The organism is Plantimonas leprariae, from assembly GCF_008802405.1.
GTDB classification, from domain to species: Bacteria; Pseudomonadota; Alphaproteobacteria; order Rhizobiales; family Rhizobiaceae; genus Plantimonas; species Plantimonas leprariae.
The window spans coordinates 251,888-271,503 of the sequence record NZ_VZDO01000001.1 but is presented as its reverse complement, the minus strand read 5'-3'; the positions used below and the strand labels follow the sequence as shown (position 1 = coordinate 271,503).

The following is a 19,616-nucleotide window of genomic DNA, read 5'->3' as shown; positions in this document are numbered from 1 at the left end:
GTCGTCTCCAGAGGTCGACAAAATTCCCCTGTGAGATAACTGTTGCCTCTCTTCACCAAGCGGAACCGCATGAAGCGTCGTGAAAAGGAGCCGTCGTCCGAGCCCGGCATCGATGCAGGAAGCTCCCGTCCCGGCGCGACGGCGCGAACGGGGCTCCTGCAGGATCCGCACGCGGTGCGCGAGCCGCGGGAAAACAACCTCGAACTCGCGATCGGCCACGAGGTTCGGTCGTACCGCAGGGCACTCGGCATAACGGTCGCCGATCTCGCGGCGTCGACCGGCCTGTCGCTGGGGATGCTGTCGAAGATCGAGAACGGCAACATCTCCCCGTCGCTGACGACCCTTCAAACGCTGTCCCGCGCGCTTGGCGTGCCGTTGACCGCCTTCCTGAAGCGCTACGAGGAGGAGCGGAACGCCGTTTTCGTGCGCGCCGGAGAGGGGATCGAACTGGAACGCCGCGGCACGCGGGCCGGCCATCAGTACAATCTCCTGGGTCATATCCACGAGAACACCAGCGGCGTCACGGTCGAACCGTACCTTATCACGCTGACGGCGGCCTCCGACGTCTTCCCGACCTTCCAGCATACCGGCATGGAGTTCCTGTACATGCTGGAGGGCGAGGTGATTTACCGACACGGCAACCGGCGCTTCCACATGCGCCCCGGAGACAGCCTGTTCTTCGATGCCGACGCACCGCACGGACCCGAGGAACTGGTGGTGCTGCCTAGCCGCTATCTGTCGCTGATCTCCTATCCGCAGGCGCGCTCCGGCTGATCTCGCACGCACCACGCCGGACTTTCCAGACGGCAGCCAGGAGCCGCGCCCGTCGATAGGCGTCGGGGACCGACAGGGCCCAGACGAAGAGACCGCCGGCATGGCGTGCCACGAAGGACTGGTCCGGAGTCGTCGTCGCGAGCGTCAGAAGGGCGAAGAGCACGATGAAGAGGACGAAGATCAGTCCGCGTCCCGGCTTGCCCACCATGATGTGACCAACGCCGGGAAGAACGATCGCCAGAAACAGCACGAGGCGAGGAGCGGGAGGCTTTCCGGACAGGACGGCGCCGGGCAGCAGACGCATCTCACGCCGCTTCCGCGAGGCGGGGAGCGCGGGTCCGCAGCGTCGCGCCCAAGTGCTCGGCATCGCGCAAGGCGGCCTGCAACGTATCGCGGTCTACGGGCTCGATGCCGAAGCGCGCCTGTCGCAGCAGCAGATGCGCACCGCGGTCGCCTTGGCGGACCTGACGGACCGCCCGCACCCCGCGCGGCGTCGCCACCGCTTCCTTCAGCGCCGGGTCCTCGAACAGTGCGGCGAGCACGGCCCCGTGCCGGGCAGCCGCGTCGGCCGAAAGGTTCGCGCCGCGCACGAGCAGCGGCGCGTCCGAGGCAGGCGGCTCGAACCAGTCCGGCATTTCGTGCGTCAGGGCATAGAACTCCGCACCGGTCGGGCGCGCCAGAACCCCGAGCGTGAAGTCACGCAACGGCGTCGGCTCGCGAAGGGTGAGACTCAGCCAGAGCTGCGGCAGGCGCCGCGTCACGAGCGTGTCGGCGACGAGCGCCAAGGCGATCTCGCCGCCGCCCGGACGAGGCGCGGCGAAGCAGGGGAAACCGTCGGCGCCGATCACGGTCCGCCCGCCCGGAAAGAGCGCCGCCGCCGCGTCGAGGAGCCGGCCGCGGGCGGCGAGCGCTGCCGCGTGCTCGCGGCCGGCGAGGCGCCACAGCGCGCCGCCGGCGAGACACGAGGCGGCGACGGCGATGCCGGCGGTCAGCATGGCGGCCGCCCCGTCAGTAGCCGGCCGGCCGCGGCCAGGGCATGGTGAACTGGTCGCCCCGGCGCACGTAGCGATAGCGTCGGAAGTGGAACCAGAGCGAGGCGAGGATGTAGAAGCACATCATCGCGATGAGCTGCGAGCCGTAGCCGAGGAACACGGCGAAGTAGGTCGCCGAGCAGATCGCGAGGAGGAGGATCGCCGGGAACGGGTGGAACGGGTGCACGTAACCCCGCTTGATGCTGCCGAGCGGCCATTTGCGGCGGAACATCACCATGTTGAACGTCATGAATGTGTAGCCGAGCAGGCCAGACAGGATCGAGAACGTCACCACCTGGTCGAGCGGGGCGCCGAGCGCGAAGACCAGCGCGATCGGTACGAAGAACACGATCGAGCGATAGGGCGTGCGGTACTTCGGGTGAACCGCGCCGAACCATTGCGGCAGGTAGCGGTCGCGACCCATCGAGAACCAGGCGCGCGAGGCGTCGTTGATGCAGCCGTTGGCCGAGGCCAGCGTCGAGAAGATCGTGCCGACGAAGAGCAGCACCATCAGCGGCGTCGAGCCGGTGACGCGCGCCGCGTCGAAGATCGGCGTTCCGGCCTGGCCGAGATACTCCCAGGGCAGGAGGCCGGAGCACACGTACCAGGTGAGGGTCGCGGCGATCAGCAGTGTCATGATGCTCGCCATCGTGCCGTAGGGCAGCGAGCGGGCGGGCGAGCGGACCTCTTCGGCGGCCTGGCAGGTGCCCTCGACGCCGAGATAGTACCAGAGGCCGAAATGCAGCGCGGCGAGGATGCCGAGCCAGCCGTAGGGCAGCGAGTCCGTCGAGATGGCGGAGAAGTCGAGCGGCACCGACGAGACGCCGAGCTGCACGGCGACGAACAGAACGATGATCGCGAGGAAGGCCACCGCGGTGATGACGAGGTTGAAGGTCAGCGTCGCCAGGACGCCGCGGTAGTTCAACCAGGCGAGGAACACCACCGCCAGAATGATGAAGGGCTGCTGGTTCAGCCCGCTGTGGCCCTGCAGGCCGGCGACGGTGTCGAGGAGGACCCCGATCGTGATCGCGTTGCCGGATTCCAGCATGGTGTAGGCCATCACCAGGAAGAGCCCGACGTTGAAGGCCATCAGCGGCCCGACGATGTGCTTGGCCTGAGCGTACTGCCCGCCGGCCGCCGCCACCGTCGAGGTCACTTCCGAGTCGATCATCGCGACGCAGGTGTAGAGGAGGCCGGCCAGCCAGCACGCGACGAGGCCGGCGATCATGCCGCCTTTGCCGACCGCGAAGTTCCAGCCCATGTATTCGCCGACGAGGACGATGCCGACGCCGAGCGCCCAGACGTGCCCGGGACCGAGCACGCGGAGGAGTTGCAGCCGCTCGCCTTCCGGAGCGCCGGCGGTCGTCTGATGCGGGATCGCGGACATGGCGGCGTCCCTCTAGAGCTTGTGGAGTTCTTGGGTGAGTTCGATCTCGCCCTCGCGCGACGAGGTCAGGAGCTCGTTGCTGTAGGTCGTGTCGACCTTCGCCATGTCGTAGAGCATGTGCCCCGCGAACACGGCCGACAGCCCCCAGGCCAGGTATTCGAACAGATTCCAGACATCCATCCCCACCCCTCCCAAGGCATGTGCGGCTACTTGCGGCCGAAGCGTTCTTCGATGACTTCGCGGTATTCCCTGTCCGACAAGCGGACCACCAGCACGAAGTAGCCGATCACCAGGACGGCCATCACGACGAGGGCGGCCCAGGAGAAGGTGTAGTCGAAGCGCGCGGTGATGACGTCGTTGGCGGCAGCCGGATCGGTGATGCCGAGCGCGGCCCACTGCGCCTGCTCGGCGCCGTTCTGGCCGAGCGCCTCCCATGTCGGGTTCTGGATCGGACGCGGCGTCTTCGTGGCGCCCGCGAGGCCGAGATAGAGCGGCACGTAGAGCGCGCCGATCGTCATCGCCAGGAGGACGACGACGTCGACGATCTGCGCGAGCGCGCCCTGTTTCGGCGGTTGATAGGCCATCGCAGTCCCCTCCCTCAGGCGCGCTTGCGCCGGCGCATCTCGTCGAGATGCGTCAGATCGAGCCCGTAGATGAATTCCTTGTCGCTCTCGTAGTGCCGGAGCATCGCGAAGATCGCCGCCGTGTTGAGGATCAGGAGCCCGGCACCGCACACCGCGAGGATCGCGCGGATCGCGCCGTCCGTGATGTGCGGCCAGATCGTCACCAGCACGAAAAGGAGGACGAACCAGAGCGCCGCGACGAAGGTGAGCGCGCCGAGCCGGTCGCGGCGATGCATCCGATCGATTCTCGCCGCCAGCGACAGCGCATGAGTCTCCGATCCGAGCGTGACGGCCATGAATCCCCTCCCGCGGCGTTTTCGCCTTGTTGTTTCTCAGGCAAGAAACTTACCTCCGAGGAATTTCGTGCCGGCTGCGACGGATTGTCAAGCGAAGGATGTGCTGCGCTGCAGCACAAAAGCCTAAGGTTGCGAGGTATGGAAAGGCGTGTCACGCATCGGGCGAACGCAGCACCCGGTGCGTCGAGCCGTTATAGTTCTTCTGGAGAATTTTTTATTCTTACCGATTGATTTCGGGTGAGCGATCCGTCATCACTTCGTCATCCCTGCTCGGAGGTTCGGTCATGTGCGGAATCGTCGGTCTCTTCCTGAAGGATCCTTCGCTGGAGCCGCAGCTCGGCAAGCTCCTGTCCGAGATGCTGGTGACGATGACGGACCGTGGTCCCGATTCGGCCGGCATCGCGATCTACGGCGGGGCCGCCGGCGGCACGGCCAAGATCACCGTGCAGTCGGCGCGGCCCGAGCGCGACTTCGCCGGTCTCGCCGAGCGGCTGGCCGAGGCCTCCGGCGGGACGGCGAAGGTCGAGGTGAAAAGCACGCACGCCGTCGTCACGGTGGCCGCCGACAGGCTCGACGCGGTACGCGCGGCGCTGAAGGACGTTTCCGAGGACCTCCGCGTGATGGGCAGCGGCGAGAGCGTCGAGATCTACAAGGAGACCGGCCTGCCGCGCGACGTCGTCGAGCGCTTCGGCATCGCTGCGATGGGCGGCACGCACGGGATCGGCCACACACGCATGGCGACCGAATCGGCGGTGACGACGCTCGGCGCCCACCCGTTCTCGACCGGCGCGGACCAGTGCCTCGTCCACAACGGCTCCCTGTCGAACCACAACAACCTGCGCCGCGAGTTGCGCGCCAAGGGCATGACCTTCGAGACGCAGAACGATTCGGAGGTCGCCGCCGCCTATCTCACCGGCGAGATGGCCAAGGGCAAGGACCTGGGCCAAGCGCTCGAAGGGGCGCTCAGCGACCTCGACGGCTTCTTCACCTTCGTAGTCGGCACCAAGTCCGGCTTCGGCGTGGTGCGCGACCCGATCGCCTGCAAGCCCGCGGTGATGGCCGAGACCGACCAGTACGTCGCCTTCGGTTCGGAGTACCGGGCCCTCGTCGGCCTGCCGGGTATCGAGGACGCGCGGGTCTGGGAGCCGGAACCGGCGACCGTCTACTTCTGGGACCAGCGGCAGGCCGCCTGAGGATCGAGAATACGGGGGACTCGCGTTCGATGCCGCATTACGACCTCGCCGTCACGCCGCTCAGGGAGTTCAACCAGGCGCTCCACGCCCTGCGCGAGGGCGCCAACGACACCGCCTTCGAGGTGGTGAACCCGCGCGGCCACCATTCGGTCGCCGTCGGAATCGATTCGCCGGTGTCGGTCGACGTGCGCGGCTCGGTCGGCTACTACTGCGCCGGCATGAACGACGGCGGCACCGTGACGGTGCACGGCTCGGCCGGGCCGGGCGTCGCCGAGAACATGATGAGCGGCACGGTGGTGATCGAGGGCGACGCCTCGCAATATGCCGGCGCGACCGGTCGCGGCGGCCTCCTCGTCATCAAGGGCAACGCGGCGTCGCGCTGCGGCATCTCGATGAAGGGCATCGACATCGTCGTCCACGGCTCGATCGGGCACATGTCCGCCTTCATGGCGCAGTCCGGCGCCCTGGTGGTCTGCGGCGACGCCGGCGAGGCGCTGGGCGACTCGCTCTACGAGGCCAAGCTCTTCGTGCGCGGCACGGTGAAGAGCCTCGGCGCCGACTGCGTCGAGAAGGAGATGCGCCCCGAACACCTGGAACTCCTGTCGGGGCTCCTGAGCCGGGGCGGCGTCGAGGGCGTCCGGCCCGAGGAGTTCCGGCGCTACGGCTCGGCGCGCAAACTCTACACGTTCAACATCGACAACGCCGAAGCCTACTGAATCCAAGGAGAGCCGGCGATGACCTACCACAACCCGCCGATGCCGCCGCGCAAGTCCGCGACCTTCGACGACCAGACCATGGCCGAGATCCGCCGGGCGGCGGCGACCGGCATCTACGACATCCGCGGCTGGGGTGCGAAGCGCAAGGTCCCGCATTTCGACGACCTCCTTTTCCTCGGCGCCTCGATCTCGCGCTACCCGCTGGAGGGCTACCGCGAGCGCTGCGAGACGGCGGTGACGCTCGGCACGCGCTTCGCGAAGAAGCCGATCGAGCTGAAGATCCCGGTCACGATCGCCGGGATGAGCTTCGGCTCGCTGTCGGCCAACGCCAAGGAGGCGCTCGGGCGTGGCGCGACGGTCGCCGGCACGTCCACCACCACCGGCGACGGCGGCATGACCGACGAGGAGCGCGGCCACTCGAAGCTCCTCGTCTATCAGTACCTGCCGTCCCGCTACGGCATGAACCCCAAGGACCTGCGCCGCGCCGACGCGATCGAGATCGTGGTCGGCCAGGGCGCCAAGCCCGGCGGCGGCGGCATGCTGCTCGGGCAGAAGATCTCGGACCGCGTCGCCAAGATGCGCGACCTGCCGAAGGGCATCGACCAGCGCTCGGCCTGCCGCCATCCGGACTGGACCGGGCCGGACGACCTGGAGATCAAGATCGGGGAACTGCGCGAGATCACCGACTGGGAGAAGCCGATCTACGTCAAGGTCGGCGGCGCGCGTCCCTACTACGATACGGCGCTCGCGGTGAAGAGCGGCGCGGACGTGGTGGTGCTCGACGGTATGCAGGGCGGCACCGCCGCGACGCAGGACGTCTTCATCGAGCATGTCGGCCAGCCGACCCTCGCCTGCATCCGCCCGGCCGTGCAGGCGCTGCAGGACCTCGGATATCATCGCAAGGTCCAGCTCGTCGTCTCGGGCGGCATCCGCAGCGGTGCCGACGTCGCGAAGGCCTTGGCGCTCGGGGCCGACGCGGTGTCGATCGGCACGGCGGCGCTGATCGCCATCGGCGACAACGACCCGAAGTGGGAGGAGGAATACCGCAAGCTCGGGTCGACGTCGGGCGCCTACGACGACTGGCACGAGGGCAAGGATCCGGCCGGCATCACGACGCAGGACCCCGAACTGATGACCCGCCTCGACCCCGAACTCGCCGGACGGCGGCTCGCCAACTACCTCAAGGTGATGACGCTGGAAGCGCAGACCATCGCGCGGGCCTGCGGCAAGAATCACCTGCACAACCTCGAGCCGGAAGATCTCTGCGCCCTCACGATGGAGGCCGCCGCGATGGCGAAGGTTCCGCTCGCCGGCACCGACTGGTATCCGGGCAAAGCCGGCTTCTAGCTTTCGATCCCCTCCGGGCGCGGCGCCTTTCGGGGGAGGGCGCCGGGACCGGATCGCCCTTTCCCGCCAGACCGACCACCGAGGGAGACGCCGTGCCTACCGATCTTTCCGCCTACGCCGCCGAGCACGGCGTCAAGTACTTCATGATCAGCTACACCGACCTGTTCGGCGGGCAGCGGGCCAAGCTCGTGCCGGCGCAGGCGATCGGCGACATGCAGCGCGACGGGGCGGGCTTCGCCGGTTTCGCCACCTGGCTCGACCTCACCCCGGCCCATCCGGACGTCTTCGCGCTGCCGGACCCGGCCTCCGTCATCCGCCTGCCCTGGAAGCCGGACGTCGCCTGGGTCGCGGCCGACTGCACCATGGAGGACGAACCGGTCGCGCAGGCGCCGCGCGTGGTGCTGAAACGCCTCGTCGAGCGCGCCGCGGCGGAGGGCCTGCGCGTCAAGACCGGCGTCGAGGCCGAGTTCTTCCTGCTCAACCCAGACGGCTCGGCGATCTCGGACCTCTACGACACCGCCGAGAAGCCCTGCTACGACCAGCAGGCCGTGATGCGCCGCTACGACGTCATCGCCGAAATCTGCGACGCGATGCTGGAACTTGGCTGGAAGCCCTACCAGAACGACCACGAGGACGCGAACGGCCAGTTCGAGATGAACTGGGAATACGACGACGCGCTCGCCACCGCCGACAAGCACTCGTTCTTCAAGTTCATGGTGAAGTCCGTCGCCGAGAAGCACGGGCTGCGCGCCACCTTCATGCCCAAGCCCTTCAAGGGCCTGACCGGCAACGGCTGCCATTGCCACATCTCGGTGTGGAACACGGACGGCACGCGCAACGCCTTCGCCGACAAGGAGATGCCGTTCGGCCTGTCGGCCAAGGGCAAGTGCTTCCTCGGCGGCATCATGAAGCACGCCTCGGCCCTGGCGGCGATCACCAACCCGACCGTCAACAGCTACAAGCGGATCAACGCGCCGCGCACGATCTCGGGCGCGACCTGGGCGCCGAACTCGGTCACCTGGACCGGCAACAACCGCACCCACATGGTGCGCGTGCCGGGACCCGGCCGCTTCGAACTGCGCCTGCCGGACGGCGCGGCGAACCCCTACCTCCTCCAGGCGATCGTGATCGCCGCCGGCCTCGACGGGATCGCGTGCGACGCCGATCCCGGCCCGCACCGCGACATCGACATGTACCGCGAGGGGCACACGATCACCGACGCACCGCGCCTGCCGCTGAACCTCCTCGACGCGCTGCGCGAGTTCGAGAAGGACGAGGGGCTGCGCGGGGCGCTCGGTACGGAGTTCTCCTCCGCCTACCTGAAGCTCAAGCACGGCGAGTGGAACAGCTACTGCTCCCAGTTCACCCACTGGGAACGGGACACGACGCTCGATATCTGACGAGAAAGGTCCGGCGGCCGGCGATGGCGTCGCGTCCTGTCGCGATTGCGCCAGATCGGGTCGCGGGAACTCGTACGCACGCGGCGGAGCGGATGCCACAACGCCGGAACCCGGTCGCGAAGGAAGGATCATGATCGAGCACGTCCTCACCGTCACCTGCCGTTCGCGGCGCGGCATCGTCGCGGCGGTCGCCGGTCATCTGGCGGCCAGGGGCTGCAACATCGTCGATTCGGCGCAGTTCGACGACCTCGACACCGGGCGCTTCTTCATGCGCGTCGGCTTCAACTCGGAAGAAGGCCTCGGCCTCGCCGAAGTCGAAGAGGGCTTCGCCGCGGCGGCCGCACCCTTCGACATGACCTACGCCTTCCACGACGCGACCGCCCGCGCGAAGGTGCTGGTGATGGTGTCGCGCTTCGGGCACTGCCTCAACGACATCCTCTACCGGACCCGCATCGGCGCGCTGCCGATCGAGATCGTCGGTGTCGTGTCGAACCATTTCGACTACCAGAAAGTCGTGGTGAACCAGGACATCCCCTTCCACCACATCCAGGTGACGAAGGCGAACAAGGCGGAAGCCGAGGCGCACCTGATGCAGGTGGTCGAGGGGTCCGGCGCCGAACTCGTCGTGCTGGCGCGCTACATGCAGGTCCTGTCCGACGCGGTGTGCCAGCGCATGTCCGGCCGGATCATCAACATCCACCATTCCTTCCTGCCGAGCTTCAAGGGCGCCAACCCCTACAAGCAAGCCCACGAGCGCGGCGTGAAGCTGATCGGCGCGACGGCGCACTACGTCACCGCCGACCTCGACGAGGGCCCGATCATCGAGCAGGACGTGGCGCGCGTCACGCACGCGCAGTCGCCGGCCGACTACGTCTCGATCGGCCGGGACGTCGAGGCGCAGGTGCTGTCCCGCGCCGTCCACGCCCACATCCACCACCGCGTTTTCCTGAACGGCAACTCGACCGTCGTCTTTCCGGCATCGCCCGGCAGCTACGCCTCCGAGCGGATGGGCTGAGGCGATGAGCAGCGGCACGACGGCACGGATCATCGACGGCAAGGCGATCGCGGCAGCGATCCGCGGCGAGGTGGCGGACGAGGCAGCGGGCTTCGCGGCACGGGCCGGCCGCCGGGCGGGACTTGCCGTGGTGCTGGTCGGCAACGACCCGGCGAGCGAGGTCTATGTCGGCTCCAAGGTACGCCTGACGCGCGAGGCCGGCATGGAGAGCTTCGAGCACCGGCTGGCCGCCGAGACGAGCGAAGCGGACCTCCTCGCGCTTGTCCACCGCTTGAACGACAATCCCGCCGTCGACGGCATCCTCGTGCAGCTTCCCCTGCCGCGGCACATCGACAGCGGGCGGGTGATCCTCGCGATCGACCCGGCCAAGGACGTCGACGGCCTGCATCCCGAGAACGCCGGCCGGCTGATGAACGGCCTGCCCGGCCTCGTGCCCTGCACGCCGCTCGGCTCGATGCGGCTGATCGAGCGCACGGTCGGCGACGTCGCGGGACTCGACGCGGTCGTCGTCGGCCGCTCGGTGCTGGTCGGAAAGCCGGTGGCGCAGATGCTGCTCGCCGCCAACGCCACGGTGACGGTGGCGCATTCGAGGACGCGGGATCTCGCGGCGCTCTGCCGGCGGGCGGACGTGCTCGTCGCCGCCGTCGGGCGGCCGGAAATGGTGCGCGGCGACTGGATCAAACCGGGCGCCACCGTGATCGACGTCGGCATCAACCGCCTCGCGCCCGCGCCGGACGCCGCCAAGGGACGGCTCGTCGGCGACGTCGCGTTCGCCGAGGCGAAGACGGTCGCCAGCGCGATCACCCCGGTGCCGGGCGGCGTCGGCCCGATGACCATCGCCTGCCTGCTCCAGAACACGCTCCAGGCCGCCCAGCGCCGGGTCGGCTGAGCGGTCGAAGCGTCACCGGCCGGCGCGCGGCGACCGGCCGAAGCGCCGCTTGAAGGCCCGCGAGAAGTGGCTGGCGCTCGCGAACCCGGTCGCCACCGCGATCTCGGTGACGGACAGGCTCGTCTGCTGCAGGAGGCCGGAGGCGCGCTCGAGCCGCAGCGCTAGGTAGTAACGCTCGACGCTGGTGCCGAGCCGGGCGGCGAACAGGCGGTCGAGCTGGCGCACCGAGACGCCTGCGACCTGCGCGATCTCGGACCGTGCGGCCGGGTCCTCGATCCGCCGCTCCATCAACTCGACCGCGGCCTCGACCGCCGGGCTGTGGATGCCGAGCCGCTCGGGCACCGCCAGCCGCTGGCCGCCGCTGCCGGGGCGGACGTGCGCCTGCAGGAACCAATCGCTGACGGAGCGCGCGAGGTCGTAGCCGTGGTCCTCGCCGATGATCCGGTGCATCATGTCCAGCGCTGCGACGCCGCCGGCGCAGGTCAACCGTCGCCGGTCGATCTCGAACAGCGTCGCCTGGAGGAGGACGCGCGGAAACGCTTCCCTGAACGCGGCGGCGTGCTCCCAGTGGACGGTCGCGCGGTGTCCGTCTAGCAGCCCGGCCCGGGCGAGGACGTAGGGGCCGCCCGACACGCCGCCGACGCGAAGGCCGCGCCGGGCGAGTGCGCGCAGCCAGGCGAAGACCGCCGGATCGTCGAAGTTTGCCGGGTTGCCGCCGGCGCAGACGAGCACGGCATCGACCGCGGCGTCCTCCTCCAAGTCGCCGTCGACGCCGAGCATCACGCCGCTCGACGCCCGCACCGGAGCGCCGTCCGTCGACAGATGGCGCCAGCGGTAAAGCTCCTCCTCCGCGAGGGTGTTGGCGGCCCGCAGGGGCTCCAGCGCGGAAGCGTAGGACATCGTCGCGAAGCCGGGAAGCAAGAGGAAGGCGTAGGTCCGCGTCTCCGCCACGGCGTCCTCCAGAGACAAGAACACGTCTTCCTCGAGCAAGTAGCGTCGCGTCGGGCCGTGCACAGATGCTGGATGCCGACCAACGAATCGCGGCAGCCTCGAACGGGCGTCTGATGGGTTATTCCTTCTTCTCGCTGGCGGCGAACGCGCTGACCGGCCACCGGCGCTGGAAGCCGACCTGGCGCGACGCCAGCCCTCGCGACCGCTACGACGTCGTCGTGATCGGCGGCGGCGGCCACGGGCTCGCCACTGCCTACTACCTTGCCAAGAACCACGGCATCGCGAACGTCGCGGTGATCGAAAAGGGCTGGATCGGCTCCGGCAACGTCGGGCGCAACACGACGATCATCCGCTCGAACTACATGCTGCCCGGCAACACCGCCTTCTACGAACTGTCGATGAAGCTCTGGGAGGGCCTCGAAGCCGATCTCGGCTACAACGCCATGGTCTCGCAGCGCGGCGTCCTCAACCTCTTCCATTCCGACGCGCAGCGCGACGCCTACGTGCGACGCGGTAACGCGATGATGCTGGAGGGGATCGACGCGGAACTCCTCGACCGCGAGGGGGTCAGGCGCGAGATGCCGTTCTTGAACTTCGACGATGCGCGCTTTCCGATCAAGGGCGGCCTCGTCCAGCGGCGCGGCGGCACGGCGCGGCACGATGCCGTCGCCTGGGGCTACGCGCACGGCGCCTCGGAGCGCGGCGTCGACATCGTCCAGAACTGCGAGGTGACCGGCTTCGTCCGCGACGCTTCCGGCGCCGTCGCGGGCGTCGAGACCTCGCGCGGCACCATCCGGGCGGGCAAGGTCGCGATGGCGGTCGCCGGCAACTCGTCGCGCGTCGCCGCGCTGGCGGACTTTCGCCTGCCGATCGAGAGCCACGTGCTGCAGGCCTTCGTGTCCGAGGCGATCAAGCCGCTGATCGACAACGTCGTGACCTTCGGTGCCGGGCACTTCTACATCACGCAGTCCGACAAGGGGGGCCTCGTCTTCGGCGGCGACATCGACGGCTACAATTCCTACGCCCAGCGCGGCAACCTGCCGACCGTCGAAGACGTCTGCGAAGGCGGCATGGCGCTGATGCCGGCGATCGGGCGCGTGCGGATGCTGCGCTCCTGGGGCGGCATCATGGACATGTCGATGGACGGCTCGCCGATCATCGACCGGTCGCCGGTGGACGGGCTCTACGTCAACGCCGGCTGGTGCTACGGCGGCTTCAAGGCGACGCCGGCCTCCGGCCACTGCTTCGCGCGCCTGATCGCCACCGGCGAGAGCGACCCGACCGCCGCGGCCTACCGGCTCGACCGGTTCGCCCGCGGCTACACGATCGACGAGAAGGGCCAGGGGGCCCAGCCCAACCTTCACTGAGAACCGCCGTCCGGACGCCGCCCCATGCGCATCGACTGCCCTTACTGCGGGTCGCGGGACCTGCGTGAATTCTCCTTCCTCGGCGACGCCGAGACCGCCGGCAGCGGTCTTGCCGACGCGACGCCGGAAGCGGCCGTCGCCGATCCCGCGCGCGAGGCGACGCGCGTCTACTTCCGCCTCAACCCGGCCGGGCGCCACGTCGGTCTCTGGTACCACGAAGGCGGCTGCCGTTCCTGGCTGCGCGTCGAGCGGGACACGCGCACGCACGAGGTCTTCTCGGTCGCCTTCGCCGGGGAGCGCGCGCGATGAGCCAATCCCATCGTCTCGCCACGGGCGGGCAGATCGACCGGGCCCGCCGCCTCGGCTTCGAGTTCGACGGCCGCCGCATGCAGGGCCATGCCGGCGACACGCTGGCTTCGGCGCTCCTCGCCAACGGCGTCAAGCTCGTCGGCCGGTCCTTCAAGTACCACCGGCCGCGCGGCGTCGTGACCGCCGGCCCGGAAGAGCCGAACGCGCTCGTGGAACTGCGCGACGGCGCGCGGCGCGAGCCGAACACCAAGGCGACGACCGTCGAACTCTACGACGGGCTCGCGGCGCGGAGCCAGAACCGCTGGCCGAGCCTCGAACGCGACGTCGGCGCGGTCAACGGGCTGTTCTCGCCGCTCTTCGTCGCCGGCTTCTACTACAAGACGTTCAAGTGGCCGTCGGTCTTCTGGGAGAAAGTCTACGAGCCGGCGATCCGCCGCGCCGCGGGACTCGGGCGCGTCAGCGGCCTCGAGGATCCCGACAGCTACGAGAAGGCGTTCGCCTTCTGCGACCTGCTCGTCATCGGCTCCGGCGCCGCCGGTCTGTCGGCGGCGCTCGCAGCGGGGCGAGCCGGTGCCCGCGTGATCCTGTGCGAGGAGGATCACGCGCTCGGCGGCCGCCTCCTCTGCGAGACGGAGAACGAGGTCGACAGCATGCCGGCAGCCGAATGGGCGAAGGCCGCGCTCGCCGAGCTGGCTTCCCTCGACAACGTCACCCTCATGCCGCGCACCGTGGCGTTCGGGTCCTACGACGGCGACACGTTCGGCGCGCTGGAGAAAGTGGCCGACCATCTGCCGGTGCCGCCCCCCGGTCAGCCGCGCCAGCGCCTCTGGCAGATCGTGGCGCGGCGCACCGTGCTTGCCGCCGGGGCGATGGAGCGGCCGCTGGTGTTCTCGGGCAACGACCGGCCGGGCGTGATGCTGGCGGCGGCCGTGCGCAGCTACCTGCACCGCTTCGGCGTCCTCCCGGGACGGCGCGTGGTGGTTTTCACCAACAACGACGACGGCTGGCGCACGGCCTTCGACCTCGCCGGCGCCGGCGCCGAGGTCGAAGCGGTCGTGGACGCGCGACGGGACGTGCGCGGCGACCTCGCGGAACGCGCCCGGCGCCTCGGCGCGCGCCTCCTGCCCGGCGGGCGGATCGTGGCCACGCATGGCGGGCGAACGCTCGAGCAGGTCTCGATGGTGGACGGCGAGGGCCGCGAGCACCGCGTGGTAGCAGACCTCCTCGCGATGTCGGGTGGTTTCAACCCGACGCTGGCGCTGACGACGCACCGTGGCGCCAAGCCGATCTGGTCCGAAGCCATCGCCGCCTTCGTGCCCGGCGATCCGCCGGCCCGGATGCGGGTCGCGGGCGCTGCCGCCGGCGCCTTCGGTCTCGGTGCGGCGCTCCGCCAGGGTTTCGAAGCCGGAACCGAGGCGGCGGCCGACTGCGGCGCTGCCGGCTCGTCCGGCCGCGCGCCGGCGAGCCCCGAGGACCGTCCCTTCGGGATCGCGCCGCTGTGGCACGTCGAGGGCCGGGGCAAGGCCTTCGTCGACTTCCAGAACGACGTCACCGCCTCCGACGTCGTGCTCGCCCACCGCGAGGGCTTCCGCTCGGTCGAGCTCCTGAAGCGCTACACGACGCTCGGCATGGCGACCGACCAGGGCAAGCTGTCGAACGCCAACGGCCACGCGATGATGGCGGGCCTCGTCGGCAAGACAATGACCGACGTCGGCACCACCGTTTCCCGCCCGCCGCACGTGCCGGTCGCGATCGCGGCCTTCGCCGGCCATTCGCGTGGCCGCCATTTCAAGCCGACGCGGCTGACCGCGGGTCAGGCATGGGCGGAACGGCAGGGCGCGACCTTCGTCGAAGCCGGCCAATGGCTGCGGGCCCAGTGGTTCGCGGCGCCCGGCGAGACCGACTGGCTCCAGACCGTCTCGCGCGAGGCGAAGGGGGTGCGCGAGAGTGTCGGTATCTGCGACGTCTCGACCCTCGGCAAGATCGACCTGCAGGGGGAAGGCGCGGCCGAACTCCTCAACCGGGCCTACGTCAACGCCTTCGCGCAGCTTCCCGTCGGCAAGGCCCGCTACGGCGCGATGCTGCGCGAGGACGGCTTCGTGATGGACGACGGAACGGTGGCGCGGCTCGCACCCGATCACTTCGTCCTGTCCGCTACGACGGCCAACGCCGCGCGCGTCATGAAGCACCTGAACTTCGTCGCGCAGGTTCTCTGCCCGTCGCTGGACGTGCAACTCGCATCGGTCACGGAAGCCTGGGTGCAGTATTCGGTCGCCGGGCCGAACGCGCGTCGCCTGCTCCAAGCGATGCTCGGCGAGGCGATCGACCTGTCCAACGCGGCCTTCCCGTTCATGGGCGTGGCCGAGTTCGAATGGGCGGGCGTCCTGGCGCGGCTGTTCCGGATCTCGTTCTCGGGCGAGCTCGCCTACGAGATCGCCGTGCCGGCGAACTACGGCGAAGCCCTCGCGGAACGGCTGATGGAGGCCGGCCGGCCGTTCGGCGTCGTTCCATACGGCACGGAAGCGCTCGGAGTGCTGCGCATCGAGAAAGGGCACGTCGCCGGCAACGAGCTGAACGGCACCACCACGGCCGCCGACCTCGGCCTCGGGCGGATGATGTCGACGAAGAAGGATTTCGTCGGCCGGACGCTGAGCCAGCGCGAAGGGTTGCTCGATCCGAAGCGCATCCGCTTCGTCGGCTTCAAGCCGGTGGACCGGACGGCGAGGCTGTCGGGCGGGGCGCATTTCCTCGACCTCGGGGCCGAGGCGACCACGGCGAACGATCTCGGCTATGTCACCTCGGTGGCCTTCTCGCCGACCCTCGGCCATTGGGTCGGCCTCGGGCTTCTCCGAGGTGGCATGGAGCGCGCCGGCGAGCGCCTGCGCGCCGTCGACCTGCTCCGCCGCTCGGACGTCGAGATCGAGATCTGCTCGCCCGTCTTTGTGGATCCGGAAGGAGCGCGCGTTCATGCCTGACCCAGACCTTCGAGGCGTTTCGGCCTTCGCCGCGGTTCTCCATCCGCCCCACGCGCGCAAGCGCGCGGCGAACGTCGCGATGACGGAACGCGTCGGCCTCGGCATCGCGACGCTCACGGCTCGAAAGGACCGGACTGCGGATTTGGCCGAGGCGTTGCGGACCGCCCATGGCGTCGATCTGCAATCCGGGCCGAAGGTGTCGCGCGCCGGGTCGCTGGCCTTCGTCGGCACCGGTCCCGACACTTGGCTCGCTGTGTGCGAGGACGGCGGCTGGCGCTTCGCGCGCGACCTCGCCCGCGCGGTCGAGGGGCGCGGCTCGGTCTGCGACCAGTCGTCGGGCTACGGCGTGCTGCGACTGTCGGGGCCGAACGTCCGGGACACGCTCGCCAAGGGCGTGCCGATCGACCTCCATCCCGCCGCCTTCGCTCCGGGCGATGCGGCGGTGACCCTCGCGTCGCATGTCGGGATTGTCCTCTGGCAGGTCGACGAAGCGCCGACCTACGACGTCGCGGTGTTCCGCTCCTTTGCCGCGAGCTTCGCGCATTGGCTGGTGGCGAGCGCCGAGGAGTTCGGCTGAGAACGGTCCTCGCGCGGTCAGCCGCTCGCTTCGAACCGAAACCGACGCCGCGCAGCGAGATGGCTCGGCCGAGCGGGCCGACGAAACGCGTTTTCTGGAAATAGACCGTGTCGAGCGGCTCGGAATCGGCCGGTCGCTGGGGTCGACGCTGCCGCAGGACCGTTGCAACGCCGGTTCGTCGAGGCGCGTCGTCTCGGCCGGCGCCAGCGCGGCGCCGACCGAATGGTTCGAGATGTCCGGCACTGGCAACGCAGGCGGCCCGCGGCTCCCCGGCGCATCGCGGCTGCGCACCATCGCGGTGACGCCGCCTCACCCGGTCCGGTTGTGCCGTCCGCATCTGGCGAAGCTGCAGGGAGGCCTCCGAGCGGCACGCAGAAGTCGTTGGCGAGCGCCGGCACGCTCCCGTCTCGAAGGCGGTCGGTGATCCCACGCGTTTCCCGCCGATCGGTCGCGGGGCTCGCTCCTTCCGATTTCAACAGTTGCCAGCATGCCGCTTTGGCGGGGGGCCTTCGCATTTCTATGGCTTGGTCCTCACCAGCATCCTAAGGTCGTTTCGCGCCGTCGCCGATCACCGGGAGGATCATCGGCGCTGCAACAGATCGGAAAGACGAGCGCCAAAATCGTGAAGCTGGGTCGCGCGTCTTCGGCCTCATTCTCCGGCATCGCGCGGGGAAGCGCTTTGGCAAGATCGGGAGATTTGCGATGCAAGGCCGATTGGAAGGCAAGGTCGCCTTGATCAGCGGCGGGGCCGGGGGATGCGGCCTCGCCGCGTCCGAACTCTTCGCCCGGGAAGGCGCGGCGGTCGGCATCGTCGATCTGCCCCGGAGCGATGGCGAGGCGCTCGCCGCCCGGCTGCGCGAGGCCGGCCACCGGGCGGTGTTCGCGCCGGCCGACGTGTCGGACGAGGCTCAGGTCGGCGCGGCGGTCGCCGCCGTGTCGGCGGCTCTCGGTCCGGTCACGGTGCTGTTCAATCATGCTGGCACGATCGTGGTGAAGCCGTTTCTCGATACGACGCTCGAGGAATGGGATCGCCTGATGGCGATCAACGTGCGCTCGATGTTCCTCATGACGCGCGCCGTGCTGCCGCAGATGATCGAAGCGGGCGGCGGCGCGATCGTCTGCACGTCCTCGATCTCGGCCGTCGCCGCGACACCGATGGAAGTGCTCTACGACACCACGAAGGGCGCCTGCCACATGTTCGCCCGCGCGATCGCCGTCGAGTTCCGCGACCGGAACGTCCGCTGCAACGCCGTCTGCCCCGGCTTCATCCAGACGCCGCACGGCCGAAGGGAGGTCGAGGAACTGTCCCGGTACGGCGTCGATGTTTCGGACGCCGCGATCGCCGTGAGCCAAGGCCGTATGTGCCGGCCCGACGAGGTTGCGAAGGCGGCGCTCTACCTCGCCAGCGACGACGCGAGCTTCGTCAGCGGCGCGCAGCTCTTCGTCGACAACTGCTTCACCGCCGTCTGAAGGGAGCGGGCACATGGGTTTCGAGAAGGGAGGCGTCTGGCGCAACTGGGTCGGCAACCAGTACTGCGTCTCGCAGTTCAAGGCGGCACCCGCAACGGAAGAGGAGCTTCGCGAGCTCGTCCGCGAGGCTGACCGACGTGACCTGAACGTCCGCGTCGCGGGTTCGGGCCACTCGTTCACGCCGGTCGTCGGCACCAGCGGCGCGCTCCTGTCGCTCGCCGATCTCCGCGGCGTCCAGACGATCGACCATCAGCGCAAGCAGATCACGGTGGCCGGCGGCACGCGCATCAACGAGGTCGGCCGATCCCTGAAGGAACACAGCCTGTCCCTCGTCAACCAGGGCGACATCGACAGCCAGGCCGTCGCGGGCGCCTTCACCACCGGCACGCACGGGACGGGTGCGAAGCTCGGCAACCTCGCCTCGTCGATCGCCGGGATGCGCATCGTCAAGGCCGACGGCGACGTGCTTGAGATCGACGGGTCCGACACGGACCTCCTGCACGCGGCGCAGGTCTCGGTCGGCTCGCTCGGCATCATCTCGACGATGACGCTGAACGTCATGGACAGCTACAACCTCCACGAGCGGCTCTGGCGGGACAGCTTCGAGACCTGCATGGAGCGGCACGACGAACTGGCGGCCGAGCACCGCCATTTCGGCTTCTTCTGGTGCCCGGTGCCGGAAAGCCGCCACCTCTACTGCCTCGCCGACACCTCCGCCTCGCCCTGGTCGAGCACCGCGGCGCAATCGGACGTCTGCGAGATGAAGGTGATGGACATCACGGACGCAGCGCCGATGGAGGCCGAGTTCGAGAAGATCGCCTACTCGTCCGACGTCTATCCGATCGAATACGTTCCGAACTTCGTTGAGCTCGAATACGCGGTTCCGGTCGAGCACGGCAAGGCAACGGTCCGAGCCGTGCGCGAACTGATGCTCACCAGGCACACGAACTGCATCTATCCGATCGAGTACCGCTTCACGGCCGGCGACCCGGCCTGGATGAGCCCGTTCCACCATCAGGACTCGATCACCTTGTCGGTCTCGGGCGGTCCCGGGATCGACTATTGGGCCTTCCTCAAGGACGTGGACCAGATCCTCCGGCGCTACGGCTCGCGCCCCCACTGGGGCAAGATGCATTTCCTGGACACAGAGGACGTGACGCAACTCTACCCGCGCGCGGACGACTTCCGCCAGTTGCGTCGCGAGCTCGACCCCAAGGGCCGATTCCTCAACGACCACGTCCGGATGCTGCTCGGTTAGAGCGAGGCGTCGCGTCCGCGCCCGCGTCGTTTTCCGGG

20 protein-coding genes are annotated in these 19,616 nt (G+C 69.1%); 13 read left to right on the top strand and 7 right to left on the bottom strand.

The genetic code is table 11. The features are described 5' to 3' along the window. Nucleotides 1-69 precede the first annotated feature (69 nt). Nucleotides 70-774 (top strand): helix-turn-helix domain-containing protein, encoded by a 705-nt coding sequence (locus F6X38_RS01245; RefSeq protein WP_150967709.1) that lies wholly within the window; start codon nt 70-72, stop codon nt 772-774. On the opposite strand, the gene F6X38_RS01240 is transcribed toward F6X38_RS01245, so the two are convergent. From F6X38_RS01240 to F6X38_RS01220, 6 genes are read right to left on the bottom strand one after another with little or no spacing between them, the layout of a single operon-like run. Further along, on the bottom strand, nt 725-1,078 hold the full coding sequence (locus F6X38_RS01240) for a DUF6677 family protein (protein ID WP_246191126.1): 354 nt from the start codon (nt 1,076-1,078) through the stop codon (nt 725-727). The genes F6X38_RS01245 and F6X38_RS01240 overlap by 50 nt on opposite strands. 1 nt (nt 1,079) lies before the next feature. Continuing rightward, nucleotides 1,080-1,769: a hypothetical protein gene (locus tag F6X38_RS01235; protein ID WP_150967708.1), complete on the bottom strand. Its 690-nt coding sequence runs from the start codon at nt 1,767-1,769 to the stop codon at nt 1,080-1,082. Nucleotides 1,770-1,782: 13 nt separating this feature from the next. Then, nucleotides 1,783-3,192 (bottom strand): APC family permease, encoded by a 1,410-nt coding sequence (locus F6X38_RS01230; RefSeq protein WP_150967707.1) that lies wholly within the window; start codon nt 3,190-3,192, stop codon nt 1,783-1,785. A 12-nt stretch (nt 3,193-3,204) separates the two neighbouring features. Continuing rightward, a complete protein-coding gene (locus F6X38_RS23600; RefSeq protein WP_202617909.1) occupies nt 3,205-3,372 on the bottom strand; it encodes a hypothetical protein in 168 nt (55 codons plus the stop codon). A gap of 26 nt (nt 3,373-3,398) precedes the next feature. After that, entirely contained in the window at nt 3,399-3,776 is a 378-nt protein-coding gene (locus F6X38_RS01225; RefSeq protein ID WP_150967706.1) for a hypothetical protein, read from the bottom strand. A 14-nt stretch (nt 3,777-3,790) separates the two neighbouring features. Next, on the bottom strand, nt 3,791-4,111 hold the full coding sequence (locus F6X38_RS01220; protein WP_150967705.1) for a hypothetical protein: 321 nt from the start codon (nt 4,109-4,111) through the stop codon (nt 3,791-3,793). 284 nt (nt 4,112-4,395) lie between these two features. On the opposite strand from F6X38_RS01220, the gene F6X38_RS01215 reads away from it, so the two are divergent. The 6 genes from F6X38_RS01215 to folD all read left to right on the top strand — a co-directional run bounded on the left by F6X38_RS01215 (nt 4,396) and on the right by folD (nt 10,671). After that, the gene (locus F6X38_RS01215) at nt 4,396-5,304 is read left to right on the top strand and encodes a class II glutamine amidotransferase (protein WP_150967704.1); all 909 of its coding nucleotides are present in this window, start codon (nt 4,396-4,398) and stop codon (nt 5,302-5,304) included. Between the two features lie 29 nt (nt 5,305-5,333). Beyond that, nucleotides 5,334-6,020 carry a GltB/FmdC/FwdC-like GXGXG domain-containing protein gene (locus F6X38_RS01210; protein WP_150967703.1) on the top strand — a complete coding sequence of 229 codons (687 nt, stop codon included), beginning with the start codon at nt 5,334-5,336 and terminating at the stop codon, nt 6,018-6,020. Between the two features lie 18 nt (nt 6,021-6,038). Then, nucleotides 6,039-7,367 carry an FMN-binding glutamate synthase family protein gene (locus F6X38_RS01205; RefSeq protein WP_150967702.1) on the top strand — a complete coding sequence of 443 codons (1,329 nt, stop codon included), beginning with the start codon at nt 6,039-6,041 and terminating at the stop codon, nt 7,365-7,367. A 92-nt stretch (nt 7,368-7,459) separates the two neighbouring features. Beyond that, the gene (gene glnT / locus F6X38_RS01200) at nt 7,460-8,767 is read left to right on the top strand and encodes a type III glutamate--ammonia ligase (protein WP_150967701.1); all 1,308 of its coding nucleotides are present in this window, start codon (nt 7,460-7,462) and stop codon (nt 8,765-8,767) included. A gap of 130 nt (nt 8,768-8,897) precedes the next feature. Further along, complete coding sequence (purU, locus tag F6X38_RS01195; RefSeq protein ID WP_150967700.1) at nt 8,898-9,782, top strand: formyltetrahydrofolate deformylase; 885 nt, start codon at nt 8,898-8,900, stop codon at nt 9,780-9,782. A 4-nt stretch (nt 9,783-9,786) separates the two neighbouring features. Continuing rightward, nucleotides 9,787-10,671, top strand: a complete 885-nt coding sequence (folD, locus tag F6X38_RS01190; protein ID WP_150967699.1) for a bifunctional methylenetetrahydrofolate dehydrogenase/methenyltetrahydrofolate cyclohydrolase FolD — start codon at nt 9,787-9,789, stop codon at nt 10,669-10,671. A gap of 12 nt (nt 10,672-10,683) precedes the next feature. On the opposite strand, the gene F6X38_RS01185 is transcribed toward folD, so the two are convergent. Then, entirely contained in the window at nt 10,684-11,622 is a 939-nt protein-coding gene (locus F6X38_RS01185) for a GlxA family transcriptional regulator (protein WP_246191125.1), read from the bottom strand. A gap of 113 nt (nt 11,623-11,735) precedes the next feature. Here F6X38_RS01185 and F6X38_RS01180 point away from each other — a divergent pair, with 113 nt between their 5' ends. The 6 genes from F6X38_RS01180 to F6X38_RS01155 all read left to right on the top strand — a co-directional run bounded on the left by F6X38_RS01180 (nt 11,736) and on the right by F6X38_RS01155 (nt 19,578). Continuing rightward, complete coding sequence (locus tag F6X38_RS01180) at nt 11,736-12,989, top strand: sarcosine oxidase subunit beta family protein (RefSeq protein ID WP_150967698.1); 1,254 nt, start codon at nt 11,736-11,738, stop codon at nt 12,987-12,989. A gap of 24 nt (nt 12,990-13,013) precedes the next feature. Further along, on the top strand, nt 13,014-13,298 hold the full coding sequence (locus F6X38_RS01175; RefSeq protein WP_150967697.1) for a sarcosine oxidase subunit delta: 285 nt from the start codon (nt 13,014-13,016) through the stop codon (nt 13,296-13,298). Next, nucleotides 13,295-16,273, top strand: a complete 2,979-nt coding sequence (locus F6X38_RS01170) for a sarcosine oxidase subunit alpha family protein (protein ID WP_150967696.1) — start codon at nt 13,295-13,297, stop codon at nt 16,271-16,273. Before F6X38_RS01175 ends, F6X38_RS01170 begins: the two co-directional genes overlap by 4 nt. Continuing rightward, nucleotides 16,266-16,850 carry a sarcosine oxidase subunit gamma gene (locus tag F6X38_RS01165; RefSeq protein ID WP_246191124.1) on the top strand — a complete coding sequence of 195 codons (585 nt, stop codon included), beginning with the start codon at nt 16,266-16,268 and terminating at the stop codon, nt 16,848-16,850. Before F6X38_RS01170 ends, F6X38_RS01165 begins: the two co-directional genes overlap by 8 nt. 702 nt (nt 16,851-17,552) lie before the next feature. Then, entirely contained in the window at nt 17,553-18,320 is a 768-nt protein-coding gene (locus tag F6X38_RS01160; protein WP_150967695.1) for an SDR family NAD(P)-dependent oxidoreductase, read from the top strand. 13 nt (nt 18,321-18,333) lie between these two features. Next, nucleotides 18,334-19,578 (top strand): D-arabinono-1,4-lactone oxidase, encoded by a 1,245-nt coding sequence (locus F6X38_RS01155; RefSeq protein ID WP_150967694.1) that lies wholly within the window; start codon nt 18,334-18,336, stop codon nt 19,576-19,578. Nucleotides 19,579-19,616: the final 38 nt, after the last annotated feature.